General features: G+C 64.2%; 14 protein-coding genes. 8 read left to right on the forward strand and 6 right to left on the reverse strand.

Going from position 1 to position 16,351, the window contains the following annotated elements; genetic code table 11:
• Positions 1 to 22: 22 nt before the first annotated feature.
• The 4 genes from LG367_RS15870 to LG367_RS15885 are packed head-to-tail and all read right to left on the reverse strand — an operon-like array spanning position 23 to position 4,838.
• The gene (locus LG367_RS15870; RefSeq protein WP_425490993.1) at positions 23 to 1,045 is read right to left on the reverse strand and encodes a Csu type fimbrial protein; all 1,023 of its coding nucleotides are present in this window, start codon (positions 1,043 to 1,045) and stop codon (positions 23 to 25) included.
• Positions 1,045 to 3,501 (reverse strand): fimbria/pilus outer membrane usher protein, encoded by a 2,457-nt coding sequence (locus LG367_RS15875; RefSeq protein ID WP_226470242.1) that lies wholly within the window; start codon positions 3,499 to 3,501, stop codon positions 1,045 to 1,047. The genes LG367_RS15870 and LG367_RS15875 overlap by 1 nt, the downstream gene beginning before the upstream one ends.
• Position 3,502: 1 nt before the next feature.
• A complete protein-coding gene (locus LG367_RS15880; RefSeq protein WP_226470243.1) occupies positions 3,503 to 4,303 on the reverse strand; it encodes a fimbrial biogenesis chaperone in 801 nt (266 codons plus the stop codon).
• A 10-nt stretch (positions 4,304 to 4,313) separates the two neighbouring features.
• Entirely contained in the window at positions 4,314 to 4,838 is a 525-nt protein-coding gene (locus LG367_RS15885; protein ID WP_226470244.1) for a Csu type fimbrial protein, read from the reverse strand.
• A gap of 468 nt (positions 4,839 to 5,306) precedes the next feature.
• Here LG367_RS15885 and map point away from each other — a divergent pair, with 468 nt between their 5' ends.
• The 5 genes from map (at position 5,307) to dapE (ending at position 11,240) form a co-directional block, all read left to right on the forward strand.
• Positions 5,307 to 6,083 (forward strand): type I methionyl aminopeptidase, encoded by a 777-nt coding sequence (gene map, locus LG367_RS15890; RefSeq protein ID WP_226470245.1) that lies wholly within the window; start codon positions 5,307 to 5,309, stop codon positions 6,081 to 6,083.
• Positions 6,084 to 6,158: 75 nt separating this feature from the next.
• The gene (gene glnD, locus LG367_RS15895) at positions 6,159 to 8,801 is read left to right on the forward strand and encodes a [protein-PII] uridylyltransferase (RefSeq protein ID WP_226470246.1); all 2,643 of its coding nucleotides are present in this window, start codon (positions 6,159 to 6,161) and stop codon (positions 8,799 to 8,801) included.
• A complete protein-coding gene (gene dapD, locus LG367_RS15900) occupies positions 8,798 to 9,718 on the forward strand; it encodes a 2,3,4,5-tetrahydropyridine-2,6-dicarboxylate N-succinyltransferase (protein ID WP_226470247.1) in 921 nt (306 codons plus the stop codon). Before glnD ends, dapD begins: the two co-directional genes overlap by 4 nt.
• Positions 9,715 to 10,068: a Spx/MgsR family RNA polymerase-binding regulatory protein gene (locus tag LG367_RS15905; protein ID WP_226470248.1), complete on the forward strand. Its 354-nt coding sequence runs from the start codon at positions 9,715 to 9,717 to the stop codon at positions 10,066 to 10,068. The genes dapD and LG367_RS15905 overlap by 4 nt, the downstream gene beginning before the upstream one ends.
• A 38-nt stretch (positions 10,069 to 10,106) precedes the next feature.
• Positions 10,107 to 11,240, forward strand: coding sequence for a succinyl-diaminopimelate desuccinylase (gene dapE / locus LG367_RS15910; protein WP_226470249.1), 1,134 nt, complete (start codon positions 10,107 to 10,109; stop codon positions 11,238 to 11,240).
• 16 nt (positions 11,241 to 11,256) lie between these two features.
• Here the strand turns inward: dapE and LG367_RS15915 are convergent, their stop codons facing one another.
• Positions 11,257 to 11,709: a hypothetical protein gene (locus LG367_RS15915; protein ID WP_226470250.1), complete on the reverse strand. Its 453-nt coding sequence runs from the start codon at positions 11,707 to 11,709 to the stop codon at positions 11,257 to 11,259.
• 100 nt (positions 11,710 to 11,809) lie between these two features.
• A complete protein-coding gene (gene aqpZ, locus LG367_RS15920; protein ID WP_226470251.1) occupies positions 11,810 to 12,532 on the reverse strand; it encodes an aquaporin Z in 723 nt (240 codons plus the stop codon).
• Between the two features lie 265 nt (positions 12,533 to 12,797).
• On the opposite strand from aqpZ, the gene LG367_RS15925 reads away from it, so the two are divergent.
• The 3 genes from LG367_RS15925 to LG367_RS15935 all read left to right on the forward strand — a co-directional run bounded on the left by LG367_RS15925 (position 12,798) and on the right by LG367_RS15935 (position 16,270).
• A complete protein-coding gene (locus tag LG367_RS15925) occupies positions 12,798 to 13,457 on the forward strand; it encodes an ankyrin repeat domain-containing protein (protein ID WP_226470252.1) in 660 nt (219 codons plus the stop codon).
• An 86-nt stretch (positions 13,458 to 13,543) separates the two neighbouring features.
• A complete protein-coding gene (locus LG367_RS15930; protein ID WP_226470253.1) occupies positions 13,544 to 14,776 on the forward strand; it encodes a Tle-like phospholipase domain-containing protein in 1,233 nt (410 codons plus the stop codon).
• A 423-nt stretch (positions 14,777 to 15,199) separates the two neighbouring features.
• On the forward strand, positions 15,200 to 16,270 hold the full coding sequence (locus LG367_RS15935; protein WP_226470254.1) for a Tle-like phospholipase domain-containing protein: 1,071 nt from the start codon (positions 15,200 to 15,202) through the stop codon (positions 16,268 to 16,270).
• Positions 16,271 to 16,351 lie beyond the last annotated feature (81 nt).

A 16,351-nucleotide genomic window follows, 5' to 3' on the forward strand; every position in this document is an offset into this window, starting at 1 on the left:
GGCTTCAGGCCCCGGAGGCCGGCTAATAGGTGATCGTGACGGTGATGGTGTCGCTGTAGCTCCCCGCCGCCGGGGTCTGCGGGGCGGGAACGCGGCCGTAGACGGTCAGGGTCTGCGGCGTGCCGGTCCCGGTGCCCTGGGCGGTGTCGGTGTTCAGGGTGTTGCCCCAGCGCAGGCTGCGGGAGGTATCGCGATAGAGCTCGTAGGTCACGTAAGTCGTCGAGGTCGACAGTTTCATCCGGCGCACGCTGCCACTGGCGTAGAGGCCGTTGTTGAGGCCCACCTGCCAGGCGGTGCGGCCGGTGCAGGTCATGCCGATGGTCGTGGTCTGGTCGACATCGCTGGTGATGAAGCCCGGGACGCTGCCGAAATCCAGGTCGGTGGTGGTGTAGGCCTGGCACTTGGACGGCACGGTGGCCGTGACCGTGAACGGGAAAGCGCCGGTGGGATTGGCACCGCCACCACCACCGGACGTGCAACTGGCCGGATAGGAGGCCGTGCCGAGCAGGGTTTCGTTGTAGCGATAGTTGAGCGAGGTATGGATGCCGGTGAATTGGTTGTTGTAGTTGCCGGCGATGAACAACTGTGTCGGCACGCGTCCGTAGATCGTGACCGTGATGGTCTGATTACCGCCGAGCAGCGGCACGGGGTAGTCGAAATCGAGTTGCAGCGGAGTGGGGATGGTCGCGTTGCCGAGCGACCCCCAGATTTGCGTGCGCGCCGCGTTGGTGTAGAGCTGGAACTGCAAGGCATCGTTATTGGTGTTGAGCATGCGCCGCGGATTGAAGTTGCCGCCGCCCTGCACGCCATCGCCGATATTGAGGCACATGCGCACCTTCGCGTTGGCGAGGAGTGCGAGCCCGAAGGTCGAGCAGGTGACATCGAATGTCGCGGAGACGTCCGTGTTCCCAGTCGTCGACACCGTGGCGAACGCCAGGGAGGGAGAGGTGGCGGTGCAGGTGGTGGCGGCTTTCGCGGCCGGTACGAAAGCCGTGCCCCCGGCAAGCAGCAGCATCGCGAACAGCAGGCGCAGGCAGGATGACATCATGGCGATGCCGCCTTCCTACAGGACAGTGGCCCGATGCGGGGAATCGCCTGGCCGTCGGCGGGATAGTCGAAGTTCACTTCGCACGATCCGCCATCCGGCAGTTGGATACGCAGATTGTTGTGCGTGTCGAGCGTGTCGAGATAGGTCTCGCCGTCGTAGCCGACGATGGCGGGTTCGTTCAGACCCGACGCATGCACGCGGCTGCCCAGCGGCAGCGGCGCGCCTGAAGCATCGTGCAGGATCACCACGGCCGCGCGCACCGGCTTCATGCCGAAGCGCACGCCGATGCCGGAGCGATCGCGTGGCGTGGCCAAGGTTTCGACGCGGTCGATGCGCAGGTTGGCGGGCAGGTCGAGCGGGTCGATCGACAGCTTGTTGTCCTGCCAGGCGCGCAGCGGCGTGACCAGCAGCATGCCGTCCGCATCGGTATGCCCGACCAGGCGGTTCTCCAGCTTCACCGGCACGCCGGCGAGCCCCTCTGTCGATACCACCGCGAAGGCATCGGTGATGTTGCGCGAGGCGAATGCATGACCGCCCATCCACACCAGGCTGCCGCTGGCACTGGCATAACCATAACTGTGGCCGTCGAAGCCGGCGATGCCCGCGCCGTAGCGTCCATAGGGCGAGATCCAGCCGATTTCCGCGAGACCGCCTTCGCCATCGTCGCCGGTGCGTGCCTGCACGCGCCAGCCGTAGCTGCGGTCGATATCGCCATCGCCCGGTACGGGCCGCGAGACGTCGATGACGGCGTTGTCGCGCTGGCCCGTGCGTTGCAGCGACAGATTCGCCTGGCGATCGTCGCCGAGCGCCACGCTGATGCCGAGATAGAAAGTGCGATCGTCGTGATCGTCGAGGTTCTGGTTGTACGACAGATTCGCCGCCCAGCCGCGCCGGAACGTCTGCGACCAGAACAGGCCGGCGTAGCGCGAATCGATCTGCTCCGATACTTCCTCGCCGTCCTGCGGTTCGGTGCGGGGATAACGCAGACGCAGATAGCTGACGCTGAAATTGCCGAGCCTCGGCACGGTGACGCCGGCCAGCACGCGATCGCTGATGTCGGGCGGGGGCGATCCGTACAGCGAGGCGATGTCGCGGTAGTCGCCGTGCGTGCGCTGGCTTTCGAGGGAGAAATTGAAACGGTTGTCGTTCCAGCCGTAGCCGAGCGCGGTCTGTCCGCCCTGCGCGCCGTCGAGCGCGCTGCGCGCGTAGGACGCGTTGAGCACGCCCGCGCGTCCGAGCAGCCAGAGCCCGCCCAACCCCGCGTTGGCGAGTCCGCCACCGCCTTCGCCGTGTGCCTCGAAGGTGAAACTGTCGCTGACACCGTAGCGCAGGTTGCCGCTGCCCACTAGCTCGCTGGCGTAGGAGAAGGAGCGGATGCCGTAATCCTCGCGCACCACGCCGGCGCTCAGAGACCAGTCCGACAGTCCCTTGGCCAACAGTTGTTGCGTGGCATAGAACGGAAAATCGATCGTGCGCGTGCGCCCGAACGCATCGGTGACGATGATCTGCGCATTGCCCACGCCATTGATGCCCGGCACGGTGGCGAGCTGGAATGGACCGGCCGGCACCTCGCCGCTGTACTGGCGGATGCCGTTGACGTACAGATCGACCGCCGAGGGCACCGCCGCTTCGCCGAGAAAGGCGGGCAGGGGCGTGGTGATGCGATAAGGCTGCAGGCCGAAGTTGCGCCCGATCTGCACGCCGCCGAGCCGCACCGCGCGCGTCCAGTCGAGGAAGCCGCTGTAGGTGTCACCGAGCGTGAGGCTGATCGCCGAATCGGGAAGCGACAGTTGCCAGCTGGTGTCCAGGCGCACGGTCTCGCCGCGCCAGCCGTTGTTTCCATCGCGGGGGCCGTGCTCGTTATAAGCGTGCCCGTCGTCAGTACGCTCGCGATAGGCGCGCGTGACCGCCGAATTGCTGAAGACGCCACTGCCGATGCCGAACACGCGCAACTCCGCGGTGGCGGTGAGGTTGCTCGCATCGCGCTCGTGGCTGGCGTACAGATCGTAGTTCAGCAGCATGCCGGGCGAGGCGCCGGCTGGATTCGAGGCGGCGCCCGAGGGCCGGTTCAACACCGCCGTGTCGAGCGAGAGCAGCGACAGCGGCGCATCGAGACTGATGCGTTGCAATGCCGCGTCGTAACGCACGGACAGGCCGGGCAGCGTGCCCAGATCGATCATCTCCGCCGGATCGCGTCCGGGCAGGGCAAAACCAATTTCGCGCAATGTCGCCGTGCTCGCGCGCATCCGCCCGTCCGCGCCGCGTACGAAGCGGGAAAGCCGGCCGGTGTCGCTCTGGTTGAGCGTCACCTGCAGGTACAACTCTTCATCGCGATCGGTACGCGCGGGCGCCATCGCCGGATCGAGCGTGACATCCGCCAGCAGTCGAGCGCTTTCTTCCGCAGCGGCACTCTGGGGCAACCCCGTCAGCAACAAGGCGGACGGCAGCAGCAACTCAGGGCGCAGCCTGCAAAGCCAACGGCTGGAGAGTGGCCGCACCGTTGATCCTCGCAATGAAGGTGCCGCCCGTGAAATGGGAGGCGGGAGATTTCAGCGGCCAGCGCATGGTTTGTCCGGCGAGCGCGTATCCGAGCAGGCCAGGCATGACCGGTGAGGCGGTCTGGGCATCCTTGCCATAAGCGAGATCGGCGATCTGCGCATGTTGCGTGCCGCGATTGCGCACTTCGAGAACGCCGATGCCGTCCTCGCCGCTGATCAGGCGGGTTTCGAGCGCGGGCGTTCCTGTCGCGCCTTCCGGCACCACGAAGATCGGGATCGAATAGCGCAGCACGAACTGCAGGCCCGGACGCTCGGGAGTCGCCGTGGGCAATTCATCGACGATGACGCGATAGGTCGTTTCCGCCGCCACCGCTTCCGGTGTCGTGCGGATGATCCGCACGAGCTGTTTCTGGCCTGGCGTCAGCGTCTGCGTCGCCGGACTGACGACCAGATCATGGGTGGTATCGAGCGATTCTTTGCCGTCGGCCTGCGTCCAGCGGAACACGCGCAGTTGTACCTGCACCGGCGCCTTGCCGCTGTTGCTGAGCCACAGCACGTCGGCGTTCTGGCGGCCCTGCATGGTCAGCGAGGTCGGTGCGACCTGGAGGCTGGCCGCGGCTGCTGTCCCCGACCACAGAATGGCCAGCAGCCACAGGAGACCGGCCGCGCTTATCGCGGCCGGAAAGCATGGTGCGGCCGGAAAGCATGGTGCGGCCGGGAAACGCGGCACCCCGAGGCGATGGCCGTTCCGTGCCATGCGCCGTTACTCAGTAGATGATCGTGGCGGTGATCGTGTCCAGGTAGGCACCCGGCGCGGCGTTGTTGGTGCTCGGATTGGCGACGCGGCCGTAGACGGGGTAGGCCTGGTTCAAGCCGGTGCCAGTAGCCGCCAGGGTGTTGGTGCCGACCGTGCTGCCCCAGACCGCGGTGCGTCCGGCGTTCTGATACAGCTGGTAGGCGACGAAATTGTTGGTGGTGACCGCGCCGTCCGTGTTCTTCATGCGACGGGTGTTCACGTCGTTGGCCGTGGACGCATTGAGGCCGGCGTTGAGCGCGATGTTGTACGGCGTCAGCGGACTGCAGCGAGCGGTGACGCTGCCATTGGCGTCGACGTTGGCGGTCGAGTCGTTGGCGACGCTGCCGAAATCGACGTCGGTCGCGGCGGCGGCGGTGATCGTGCAGGCCTTCAGGATCGTGATCTTGACGTTGAAGGTGGTGGTATCCGCGGCGAACGCCTGACTGCCGGCGGCGAGCAGGGCGGTGGCGAGCAGGGTGGAAGTCAGCAGACGCATTGGAGTCTCCGAAGCCATGAACCGGGGTGCGGGCCGGCGGAATTGCCGGGTAACCGGATTCGAAGCACGTTGCATGCCAGTGCCTGCGTCCGTGTCGCACCGGCGGCATTTTTCAATGCCGGATGTTGCGAGGGTGTCATCAACGACAGGAATCTGCCTCTGTAACTTGTTGATTCAGTTTGATCAAGTTCACGCTTTATGAAAACAGATTGTAACTAGCTGATTTTAAAGGCCGGAAAATTGGTGATTTTAGGGGGCTAAAGCTCCAAATGCGTCACTTTTTGACGAAAAATTAACTATTTCGCTTCATGCCACCCGCCAGCCAGGGATGCGGCCACCGTGGGAGACGCCCGGCGCGCGGCCCAGATGACAGCGAGCGCGGGAATGAACTCTGCCGCCTGAAGCGCGGTTCCTGCCGCAAAGGCACGAGTCCATTCAGGCATTGACTCGATCGGCGATAATCCCGGCATGTCCATACAACTCAAAACTCCCGACGAGATCGAGAAGATGCGCATCGCCGGCCGTCTGGCCGCCGAAGTGCTGCAGATCGTCGCTCCGCACGTGAAGCCCGGCGTCACCACCGAGGAGCTGGATCGCATCTGCCACGACCATATCGTCAACGTGCAGCAGGCGATCCCCGCCAACGTCGGCTATCGCGGTTATCCGAAGACCATCTGCACTTCCGTCAACAACGTGATCTGCCACGGCATCCCGAGCGAAGCGAAGGTGCTGAAGGAAGGCGACATCGTCAACATCGACGTCACCGTCATCAAGGACGGCTGGCACGGCGACAGCAGCCGCATGTACTACGCCGGCACGCCCTCGGTGATGGCGAAGCGACTGGTGGAAGTTACGCGCGAGGCGATGTTCCGCGGCATCCGCATGGTGCGGCCGGGCGCCACGCTCGGCGACATCGGTCACGCCATCCAGAGCTACGCCGAAGGCGAACGCTTCAGCGTGGTGCGCGAATACTGCGGACACGGCATCGGCAAGGTCTACCACGACGAACCGCAGGTGCTGCACTACGGCCGCCCCGGCGATGGTGTGGTGCTGCAGCCGGGCATGACTTTCACCATCGAACCGATGATCAACGAAGGTTCGCGCTACACCAAGGTGCTGCCCGATGGCTGGACCGTGGTGACCAAGGACCGCAAGCTGTCCGCGCAGTGGGAGCACACCGTGGCGGTGACCGAGACCGGCGTGGAGATCCTCACCCGATTGCCGGGCGACGACAATGAGCTCTAGCGAGAAGCCCGCAGATCGCAGCCGTGCCATCCGCGCGGCGAGGTGTGCGGGCTTTTGCGGAAGCGCGCGCATCACATGAAGACTGCCGTCTCCGATGATGCGGCGACAAGCGCGGAGACGCAGTGGGCGCAGGAGGCGCGCGCCGCGCTCGCGCAAACCGATGCGCGATTGGCGAAGCGCTTCGATCAGGGCGAGCGCGTGGAACGGCTGGTGGCGCTGCGTGCGCGCGCCGTCGATGAACTGATCCGGCAGGCCTGGTCGCGCTGCATTCCCGAGGATTCCCCGCTGGCGCTGTTCGCGGTCGGCGGCTATGGACGCGGTGAGTTGTTTCCGCAATCCGACATCGATCTGCTGGTGCTGGCCGACGAAAACGCACAGCTCGATTACGGCGATCACGTGTCCCGCTTCTTCGCCTCGCTCTGGGACGCGGGCTTGCAGGCGAGCCACGCCGTGCGCTCGCTCGCGCAATGCACGCAGGCGGCGGCCGATCAGACCGTGCTGACCGCCTTGCTGGAAGCGCGTCCGCTGGTGGCGCGGGACGCCGATCGCGGCGCGCTCGCCGAAGCCATCGCGCCCGACAAGGTGTGGCCGGCGCGTGCGTTCTTCCTGGCGAAAGTCGAGGAGCAGCGCAAACGCTACGCGCGTTTCGGGGACACCTCCGACAACCTCGAACCCAATCTCAAGGATGGCCCGGGCGGCTTGCGTGATTTACACACCCTGGGCTGGATGGCCTTGCGCAGCTTCGGCGTGCGCGAGCTGGAACCGTTGATCGGCCTCGGCCATCTCGGTGCCGACGAGGCCGTCGCGCTCGAGCGCGAGCGCCGCAATCTTGGTCGCCTGCGTTACGGTCTGCACCTGGTGGCCGGCCGGCACGAGGAACGTCTCGGTTTCGATTATCAGAAAGCGCTGGCCGCGCATCTCGGCTTCGCCGATGACGCGCAGAATCTCGGCGTTGAGCAGATGATGCAGGGCTTCTACCGCAGCGCCGCGATCGTGCGCCGGATCAGCGAGCGCCTGCTGCAACGGTTCGAGGAGCACTTCGACGGTGCCGCGACGCCGCAGCCGCTCGACACCCCGCATACGGAACTGCGCTTCGAATCGCGCCGCGACTATCTCGCCGCCACCGATCCGCAGTGGCCGCACGACAGCGGCGCATATACGAGCCCCGACGAGGTTTTCGCCTTGTTCGCGACATGGGCCGCGCACGACAGCCTGCGCGGCCTGCATTCGCAGACAGCGCGTGCTCTCGCGGAGGCGCTGCCCAAGCTGCCGGCTTACGACACGACAGGGCAGGGCGCGCGCGATGCCTTCATGGCGCTGCTGCGTGGTCCGCGACCGGTGAAGACGCTCGAACGTATGGCACGGCTCGGCGTGCTCGGACGCTGGCTGCCTGCGTTCGCGCAGGTCTCCGGGCGCATGCAGTTCGACCTGTTCCACGTCTACACCGTCGATCAGCACACGCTGGCGGTGCTGCGCAATCTCGCCATCTTCTCCTCCGGTACCGCCGACGAACGTTTCTCGATGGCGCACGAAGTGTGGCCGACGCTGCGCCGGCCGGAACTGCTGCTGCTCGCGGGGCTGTTCCACGACATCGCCAAGGGACGCGGCGGCGATCATTCCGAACTCGGCGCCGACGATGCGCGCGAGTTCTGTCTCGCTCACGGCTTGTCCGACAGCGACACGGCGCTGGTCGAATGGCTGGTGCGCAAGCATCTGCTGATGTCGGTGACGGCGCAGAAGCAGGACATCTCCGATCCCGCGGTGATCCATCGCTTCGCCGCGGAAGTCGCCGATCGCGAGCGGCTGGATTATCTCTATCTGCTCACCTGCGCCGACATCGCCGGCACGTCGCCGAAACTCTGGAACGCATGGAAGGATCGCCTGCTCGCCGATCTGCGCATCTCCACGCGTCTGGCCTTGCGGCAGGGGCTGGAGCATCCGGTCGCTGCCGCCGAGCGCATCGAGGAGACGCGCGCCGAAACACGCCGCATGCTCGCGCTGCAGCAGGTCGGCTTCGCGGAAATCGATGCCCTGTTCCGACGTTTTCCCGAGTACAGCTTCCTGCGTGCGCGCCCCGACCAGATCGCCTGGCAGGCGCTGGCGCTGCGCAACTGCGAACCCGGCGAGATCGCGGTGGCGGTGCGTTCGCTCGCTGCGGGCGATCATGCGCTGGAAGTCTTCGTGCATTCGCCCGATCGCGACGGCCTGTTCGCGGCGATCGTCATCTCGCTCGACCGGCTCGGCCTGGCGATCCAGCAGGCGCGTGCGCTGGATGGCCCCGGCGGCACCATCTTCGACAATTTCCAGGTGCTGCCGAGCGATGCGCGCGCCACGCCCGACATCCGTGGCATCGAAAACCGCCTGCGTGAAGCGCTCAATGGCCCGCTCGATCGCATCCAGCCGGCGCGCCGGGCGCAGCCGCGTCATCTGCGCCATTTCCGTCTCGCGCCGCGCATCACCTTCGATGCCGCGCCCGACGGCCGCAACACCGTGCTCAGTCTGATCTGCAACGACCGCCCCGGCCTGCTCGCCGACATCGCCCACGCCCTGCGCAGCCAACGCGTGCGCGTACATGACGCGCGCATCGCCACTTTCGGCGAGCGAGCCGAGGACGTGTTCCGTATCAGTGACACCGGCAACCGCGCATTGGACGATACCGCCTGCGCGGCGCTGCATACCGCATTGTTAGTCCATATCGATGGAGAATCTCCCCCATGAGTCCCCCCCGGAGCGCCAAGAAGACGGCCCCCGAATCCGTGAAGAAGAAGACGCCGAAAAAGAAAGTCGCACCAAAGGCACCCGGCGCCGACGAACTGAAATTCATGATCGAAAGCGCCTGGGAACGGCGCACGATGCTGACGCCGGACGAGATCGACGGTTCGACGCGTCCGACCGTGGAGCGCGTGATCGACGGCCTGGAAAGCGGCGAATTCCGCGTCGCCGAACCGGACGGTAAGGGCGGCTGGGCCGTCAACGAATGGCTCAAGAAGGCCGTGCTGCTGTATTTCCGCACGCAGGAGATGGAAGTCGTCGACGCCGATCCGGCGCCGTTCTGGGACAAGATTCCGGCGCGCTTCGCGGGCTATGACGAACATGCCTTCCGCAAGCTCGGCGTGCGCGTCGTGCCCGGCGCGGTCGCGCGCCGCGGCGCGCACATCGGCAAGGACGTGGTGCTGATGCCGAGCTTCGTCAACATCGGTGCCCATGTCGGCCCCGGCACGATGGTCGATACCTGGGCGACGGTCGGTTCCTGCGCACAGATCGGCAAGGATTGCCACATTTCCGGTGGCGCCGGCATCGGCGGCGTGCTCGAACCGCTGCAGGCCTCGCCGACGATCATCGAGGACCATTGCTTCATCGGCGCGCGCTCGGAAGTGGTCGAGGGCGTGATCGTCGGCCATCACAGCGTGATCGGCATGGGCGTGTTCCTGGGGCAGTCGACGCGCATCTACAACCGTGCGACCAAGGAGATTTCCTATGGCGTCGTGCCGCCGGGCAGCGTGGTGGTGGCGGGTTCGCTACCGGCGGCGGATGGTTCGCACTCGTTGTATTGCGCGGTGATCGTCAAGCAGGTCGATGCGAAGACGCGGGCGAAGACTTCGGTCAATGATTTGTTGCGGGGTCATGCGCAATGACCACGCTCTACGGGCTGAAGAACTGCGATACCTGCAAGAAGGCGACGAAGTGGCTGGACCGTTTCGGTGTGGCCTATGAATTCGTCGACTATCGCGACAACAAGCCTTTGCCGGAGACGCTGGTGGAATGGGCGCGCCAGGTCGGCGGTTTCGACGCGCTGATCAACAAGTCCTCGACGACCTGGCGGCAGTTGCCGGACAACCGCAAGTCGCCGGGTTCGGAATCCGAGTGGAAGCTGTTGTTGCGCGAATATCCTCAGCTGATCCGGCGTCCGGTGGTGGTGACCGACGACGGCGTCGTCACGCAAGGCTTCAGCGACAACGGCTTCAAGAAACGGTTCGGAATCTGAGGGTCGTTTCCGATGAGAGGTTTCCGCGAGGCATTGCCATGACCGACGTGCTGCAACTTGCCCAGGCGCTGATCCAGCGCGCTTCGGTGACGCCGGAGGATGCCGGCTGTCAGTCCCTGATCGCTGAGCGGCTGCAACAGGCCGGTTTCGTCTGTGAGCATCTGCGCTACGGCGCCGTCGACAATCTCTGGGCGACGCACGGCAATGGCGGTCCGGTGCTCGTCCTGCTCGGGCACACCGATGTGGTGCCGCCGGGACCGCCTGAAGCCTGGACGAGTGGTCCGTTCATACCGACGATCCGCAATGATGTGTTGTACGGACGCGGCGCGGCCGACATGAAAGGCAGCGTGGCCGCGTTCGTGGTCGCGTTGGAGCAGTTCGTGGCGTCGCATCCGGATCATCCCGGTACGGTCACGCTGCTGCTGACCTCGGACGAGGAGGGCGATGCGATCGACGGCGTGCGCCGCGTCGCCGAGACCTTCCGTGGTCGTGGCGAACGCATCGATTGGTGCATCACCGGCGAGCCTTCTTCCAAGGAAAAGCTCGGCGATCTACTGCGCGTCGGTCGGCGCGGCACGCTGTCGGCGACGTTGACGGTGAAAGGCGTGCAGGGGCACGTGGCCTATCCGGAGAAGGCGCGCAATCCGATCCATCAGGCATTGCCGGCGCTGGCCGAACTCACCGCGCGCCGCTGGGACGAAGGTTTCGAGACGTTTCCGCCGACCAGTCTGCAGATCAGCAATGCGCATGCCGGTACCGGGGCCAACAATGTGATTCCCGGCGAGCTGCAGGTGCTGTTCAATCTGCGCTACAACCCGAACTGGGATGCGGCGCGGTTGGAAGGCGAGTGCGAAGCGGTTCTGCGCGCGCATGGACTCGAATATTCGATCCATTGGCATCGTGGAGGAGAACCGTTCTATACGCCGGAAGGTCCGTTGCGTGCGGCGGCGCGCGAGGTGCTCGCTGGCTATGCGGGTACGCAGCCCGAGGAAAGCACGGGCGGCGGGACTTCCGATGCGCGTTTCATCGCGCCGCTTGGGGCGCAGTGCATCGAGGTGGGGCCGGTGAATGCAAGCATCCATAAGGTGGATGAGCATGTGGCGGTGGGGGATCTTGAGGCGCTGCCAAGTTTGTATCTAGCGCTGATTCGGAAGCTGTTGTTCGATAGCTGATTCTTTTGCTTGGGTGTCATGTGACTTCACACAATTCGTGAAGTCGCGTTCCGAGTTCAAGGAAACTGCCATAGATGTCTGGGTCCGCATCGAACCACTCTTGATGGGTGGCGACATAATCCACAATCGGCTGCAGCTTCCGATAGATCATGGAGACGCTGCTTGGGTCGCGCTCTTCACGTGCAATGAGAAGTCTCAGAAACGGGCTGGCTGCATCCGAATTCCCTTTGGCTTCTGAAGACATCAGATACTGCGCGAATGCAAATATGTAGTATTGAAATGCGCGCCTGGGCATGAACAGGAGTTCGTCTGCGCGATCAATCGATTGGGTGCCGCCGAATAAATGCAGTATCTCTTCGTTGCTTTTGCCATACATCAGTCGATGGGCGTACTTCACGTCTAGATCTGATTCGTAGCCTATCCAGTCGTTTTCCCCTGGGATTTTGAGGGGGATTTCCTTCTTGGCCATGGCTTGATATCGAAATATTCCGATCTGTTGAGTATTTAAGTGGCACGCAGAAAAAAGCCACGCCCATGGGCGTGGCTTTTGCGTGAACCGACATGGGATGTCAAGCGCGCTCGTTGCCCAACCACCGATAGATGATCCCGCCGATCAATCCACCCAAGATCGGCGCCACCCAGAACAGCCACAGCTGCGCGACGGCGCCGCCGCCGACGAACAGGGCCACGCCGGTGGAGCGGGCCGGGTTCACCGAGGTGTTGGTGACCGGGATGCTGATCAAGTGGATCAGGGTCAGGGCCAGGCCGATCGCGATCGGGGCGAAGCCCGCCGGTGCGCGTGCGTGCGTGGCGCCCATGATCACGATCAGGAAGACCGCGGTCAGCACGACTTCGGTGAGGAAGCCGGCCGCGGCCGAGTAGCCGCCGGGGGAGAAGGCATCGACGCCGTTGGTGGCGAAGGCGCCGGCCGAGGTCGGGTCGATGGTGAAGCCGCTCGCGCCGCTGGCGATCTGGAACAGCACCCAGCCCGCGGCGATCGCGCCGACCACCTGGGCCACGACGTAGGGCACCACGTCCTTGACCGAGAACCGTCCGCCGGCCCACAGGCCGAAGGTGACGGCAGGGTTGAAGTGTCCGCCGGAGATGTGGCCGAACGCGTAGGCGCCGGTCAGCACCGTCAGGCCGAAGGCCAACGAGACGCCGAGCAGTCCGATGCCGAGCGGATTGCCGTCGCCTCCGAACTTGGCCGCCAATACCGCGCTACCGCAGCCGCCCAGCACCAACCAGAAGGTGCCGAGGAATTCGGCCGCCAACCGTTTCGTAAGTTGCATTGAGGGAACCCCCGTGGAAAAGCCGCCAACCGGCCGGTGCAAACCCTAATCCAAACAAAGGGTGAGAATGTTGCTGTTACGTGAAGGCCGTCACGGAGTTCACAACGGCTTTGAAAGCTTGCTATCCTCATCACATCGCGGCATGGAGGCCGTGTGGGGATCAGGGACGCGGGACGTGGTCATTCCGTCTCGTTCGTACCGAAGTCCATGCTTATGATGTCGGCCTTGCCGGCAGCTTCGAGCTGCGCTCAGGAGGAGTGAGAAGATGACGGAAGTGGATGTTCACCAGATATTCGCCGATCCGCGCGTGGCCGAACTGGCCGAGGCGGTCGCCGAAGGCGATGCCGCGCGCGTGCAGCGCCTGGCACAGGGCACCAACCTGCAGGCGCATGGCGACAAGAACGTCACGCTGCTCGAATGGGCGGTGTTGAATCAGAGTCCGAAGGGTTTGAACGCGCTGCTCGTCGCCGGCGCGGATCCCGCCGAGACAGGCATCGATGGCAGCAACGTCGTGCATCTCGCGGCGATGGCCAAAGACCCGATCTACCTGCAAACCCTATTGGCGCATGGCGCCCATCCCGACACGCCGCACAGCCAGACCGGCGCCGCGCCGCTAAGCGCCGCGCTGATGGGCGAGCGTCCCATCCAGTTCAAGGCATTGCTCGCGGCGGGCGCGAATCCCAACCACGTCGACCGCCAGGGCAACACCGCGTTGCACGTGGCCGGCAAGATCAACGAATCCGGGCATGCGCTCGAATTATTGCTGGCCGGCGCCGATCCGGTCGCGCGCAACACGCAGGGCGCCACCTTCCAGCGTTATCTCAACATGACCCCCGTCAACCTGCTCACGGACGAGAGCCGGCGTGATCGCGAGGCCGTCCAGGCCTGGCTGCGCGAACACGGAATTCCGGTGGAAGGGGATTGATTCACAGCACCGGAGACGCCGCGTGGCGATCTCCGGTAACAAAACTAGTCTCGACAACTTTTAAGGACATAAGGGGAGATTTCAGGATGAGCCAGCAGACCAGTATTCCCGCGGCCGGTGAAGGCCCTTCGTTCGCTTCGCAGGTGCGTGGCCAGGATGCCAAGGAGATCGACCTGACGCTCGCGAAGCTCATGGCCGATCTGTACGACGATCACTACGGTCGCGATCGTCCGACCAACGTCGATGGCTGGAGCGCCTTGAGCGACGACCAGCTGAAAGCGGTGGGCATCGACCCGAACAAATTGCACGATGAAAGCTCGGGCTTCCGTTCGCTGATCTACGGCGATGGCAAGGGCCATTACGTGCTGGCGTTCTCGGGCACCGACGAAGGCAAGGACTGGCTGACCAATTTCCGCCAGGGCCTCGGCTTCGAGGATGCACAGTACAACCAGGCCATGGCGTTGGCGAAGGACGCGCGCGTGGCTTTCGGCGACGAAGTCGTCATCACCGGACACTCGCTCGGTGGCGGTCTGGCCGGCGCCGCGGCGATCGCCAGCGGTATTCCCGCAGTGACATTCAACGCCTCCGGCGTGCACGACAAGACGATCCGTCGTCTCGGTCTCGATCCCGATGCGGTCAAGGAGTATGCCGAGGATGGCCTGGTCCGACGATACGCGGTGAAGAACGAAATCCTCACCGACCTGCAGGAAAAGAGCATCCCCTTGAAGTGGGCGATGCCGGACGCGGTCGGTCACAAGATCGAGCTGCCCGATCCGAATCCACAGAATTTCTGGCAGAAATTGAATCCGATCAGCGACATCAAGCACGACGTCAAGAACCACTACATCGATGCCGTGATCAGTGCGATGGCGTTGGCGAAGCCGGAATGGTCGCAGGATCGCGGCACGGTGCTCTCCGACAACGGAGCGAGCGGTGCGCGTTCCGCTGGAGCGTCGCTCGCCGATCCCAATCACCCCGGATATGCGTTGTTCGACCAGTCGTTGCGTGGCTTGCAGAAAACCGATATGGCCGCTCTCGGCTTGCGCAGCGAGCAGGATGTCCAGAACGCCGCCGCGAGCGCCGCGCTGGCGGCGAAGAACAATGGCTTCGATCGCATCGACCATCTCGTGCCGGATCGCAATGGCAGCGGCTTCTTCCTGATCGCCGGAGACCTGAGCGATCCGGGGCATCGACGTGTGTTCGTCGATGCAGAAAAGGCGCGCACGCAGCCAATGGAACAGAGCGCGGCGCAGCTGCAGTCGCCACAGCCCGAGCATCTGCAGAGCGAGCGCGAACAGCGGCGCACGATGTCGGTCTAACTAGCTGGTTTTCTTTTTGGCGCACCGAGCGTAGTCGCGATCATGCGACTACCCTTCGGTGCGCCGTTTTTCAATGAGCATGGTGATTCTTTGGCATCGCCAATGACTGTCGCGAGAAGCCGATGACTGACCGCGCGGACTTTGCGCCGATTGAAAAATGAATCCTCCGTCACGGCAGAAAAAACACCGTGACCTTATCGTCCCGCAACTGAGCGCAAACCAAGGCAAGGGGAATTCGAGATGGCGAGGCAAACTTTATGGAGAGCCACGCTCGGTGCAGCCGATGCAGCCGTACCAAGAGCGAGCACCGCCCTCCCGCTGGCGCGAAACCTCGAGGCGCTCGACCTGGGAACGAGCTCGGCGGTTTCCCTGGCGAGCAAATTCCGCGGTGTCGAGCCGAAGCTGGCGGACATGACATGCGCCTTGCTCTCGAAGGAAGTCTATGGATCGCCCGCCATCAACCCGATGCTCACCTGGAGGCCGGTGGGTGATGACAGGCTGGCGAGACTGGGCATCGATCCCAGCATGATGTCCACGAGAAGCGGATTCCAGGCACGTCTGTACGAAGATCCGGACCTGGGCGGCATTCTCGCGTACAAGGGCACGAGTTCGGCCAGGGATTGGCTGACCAATCTCAAGCAGGGAGCCGGACTGGATTCGCCTCAGCACAACGAGAGCGTCCTGTTGGCCAAGCTGGCGCAGAAAGCGTACGGACAGGATCTGATCTTCGTCGGACATTCGAAGGGCGGCGGTCAGGCGGCGCTGGCGTCCGCGGTGACCGGCAATACGGCGATCACCTTCAATGCGGCGGGCGTGCACGACAAGACCCTCACGGATCTGGGACTCAATCCCGAAAAGGTCCGGGACATACTCAAGGGCGGGCAGGTCAGGGCCTATTCCGTGGCCGAGGAAATCCTCACCAGGACGCAGGAAAATTGGCAGGGCTGGGTGCCCACCGCGCTTGGTCATCAGATCAAGCTGGACGATCCGAATCCGCGTCAAGGTCTGGTGTCGTACGTGCCGGGCAACAAGACCGTGCATGACGTCAAATCCCATTTCATGTCGAACGTCATCGACGGGCTCACGCCGTATCTCGATCCGCTCGCGAGAATGCGTGCGATGGAAATGCTCGGTTCTTCCGATCCGCTCTACAAGCAGGCACTGCAGGCGATCGAGGCGACCGGTCCCGAGAAATTCAACATCAAGAACCCGCGGGAACTGCAGAATGCCGCGGCGGCGGCAATGGTCGTCGCCAACGCCAACGGGCTGGAGCGCATCGACGGCATCATGCCGAGTCTCAACGGCAAGGATTTCTTCGTCCTACAGGGCGATTTGCAGAGCCCGGCGCATCAGCGGGTTTCCATGAACACGGCAGGAGCGTTGGCGCAACCGTTGCAGCAGAGCATCCTGGAATTCATGCAGGCCCGTGACCAGGCGCCGCACATCGCGGCGGCGCAGGATCTGTCGCAGCACCGGCAAGGGCCGCATCTTTGAACCGTCACCCAGGTGGCAGGACCGTGTACGATCTCGCCGGAACACGTCGCTGTTTCGGGGCATGACAACAGCAGGAATTGG

Origin of the sequence: Luteimonas panaciterrae, from assembly GCF_020511115.1 — a bacterium.
Classification (GTDB): Bacteria; Pseudomonadota; Gammaproteobacteria; order Xanthomonadales; family Xanthomonadaceae; genus Luteimonas; species Luteimonas panaciterrae.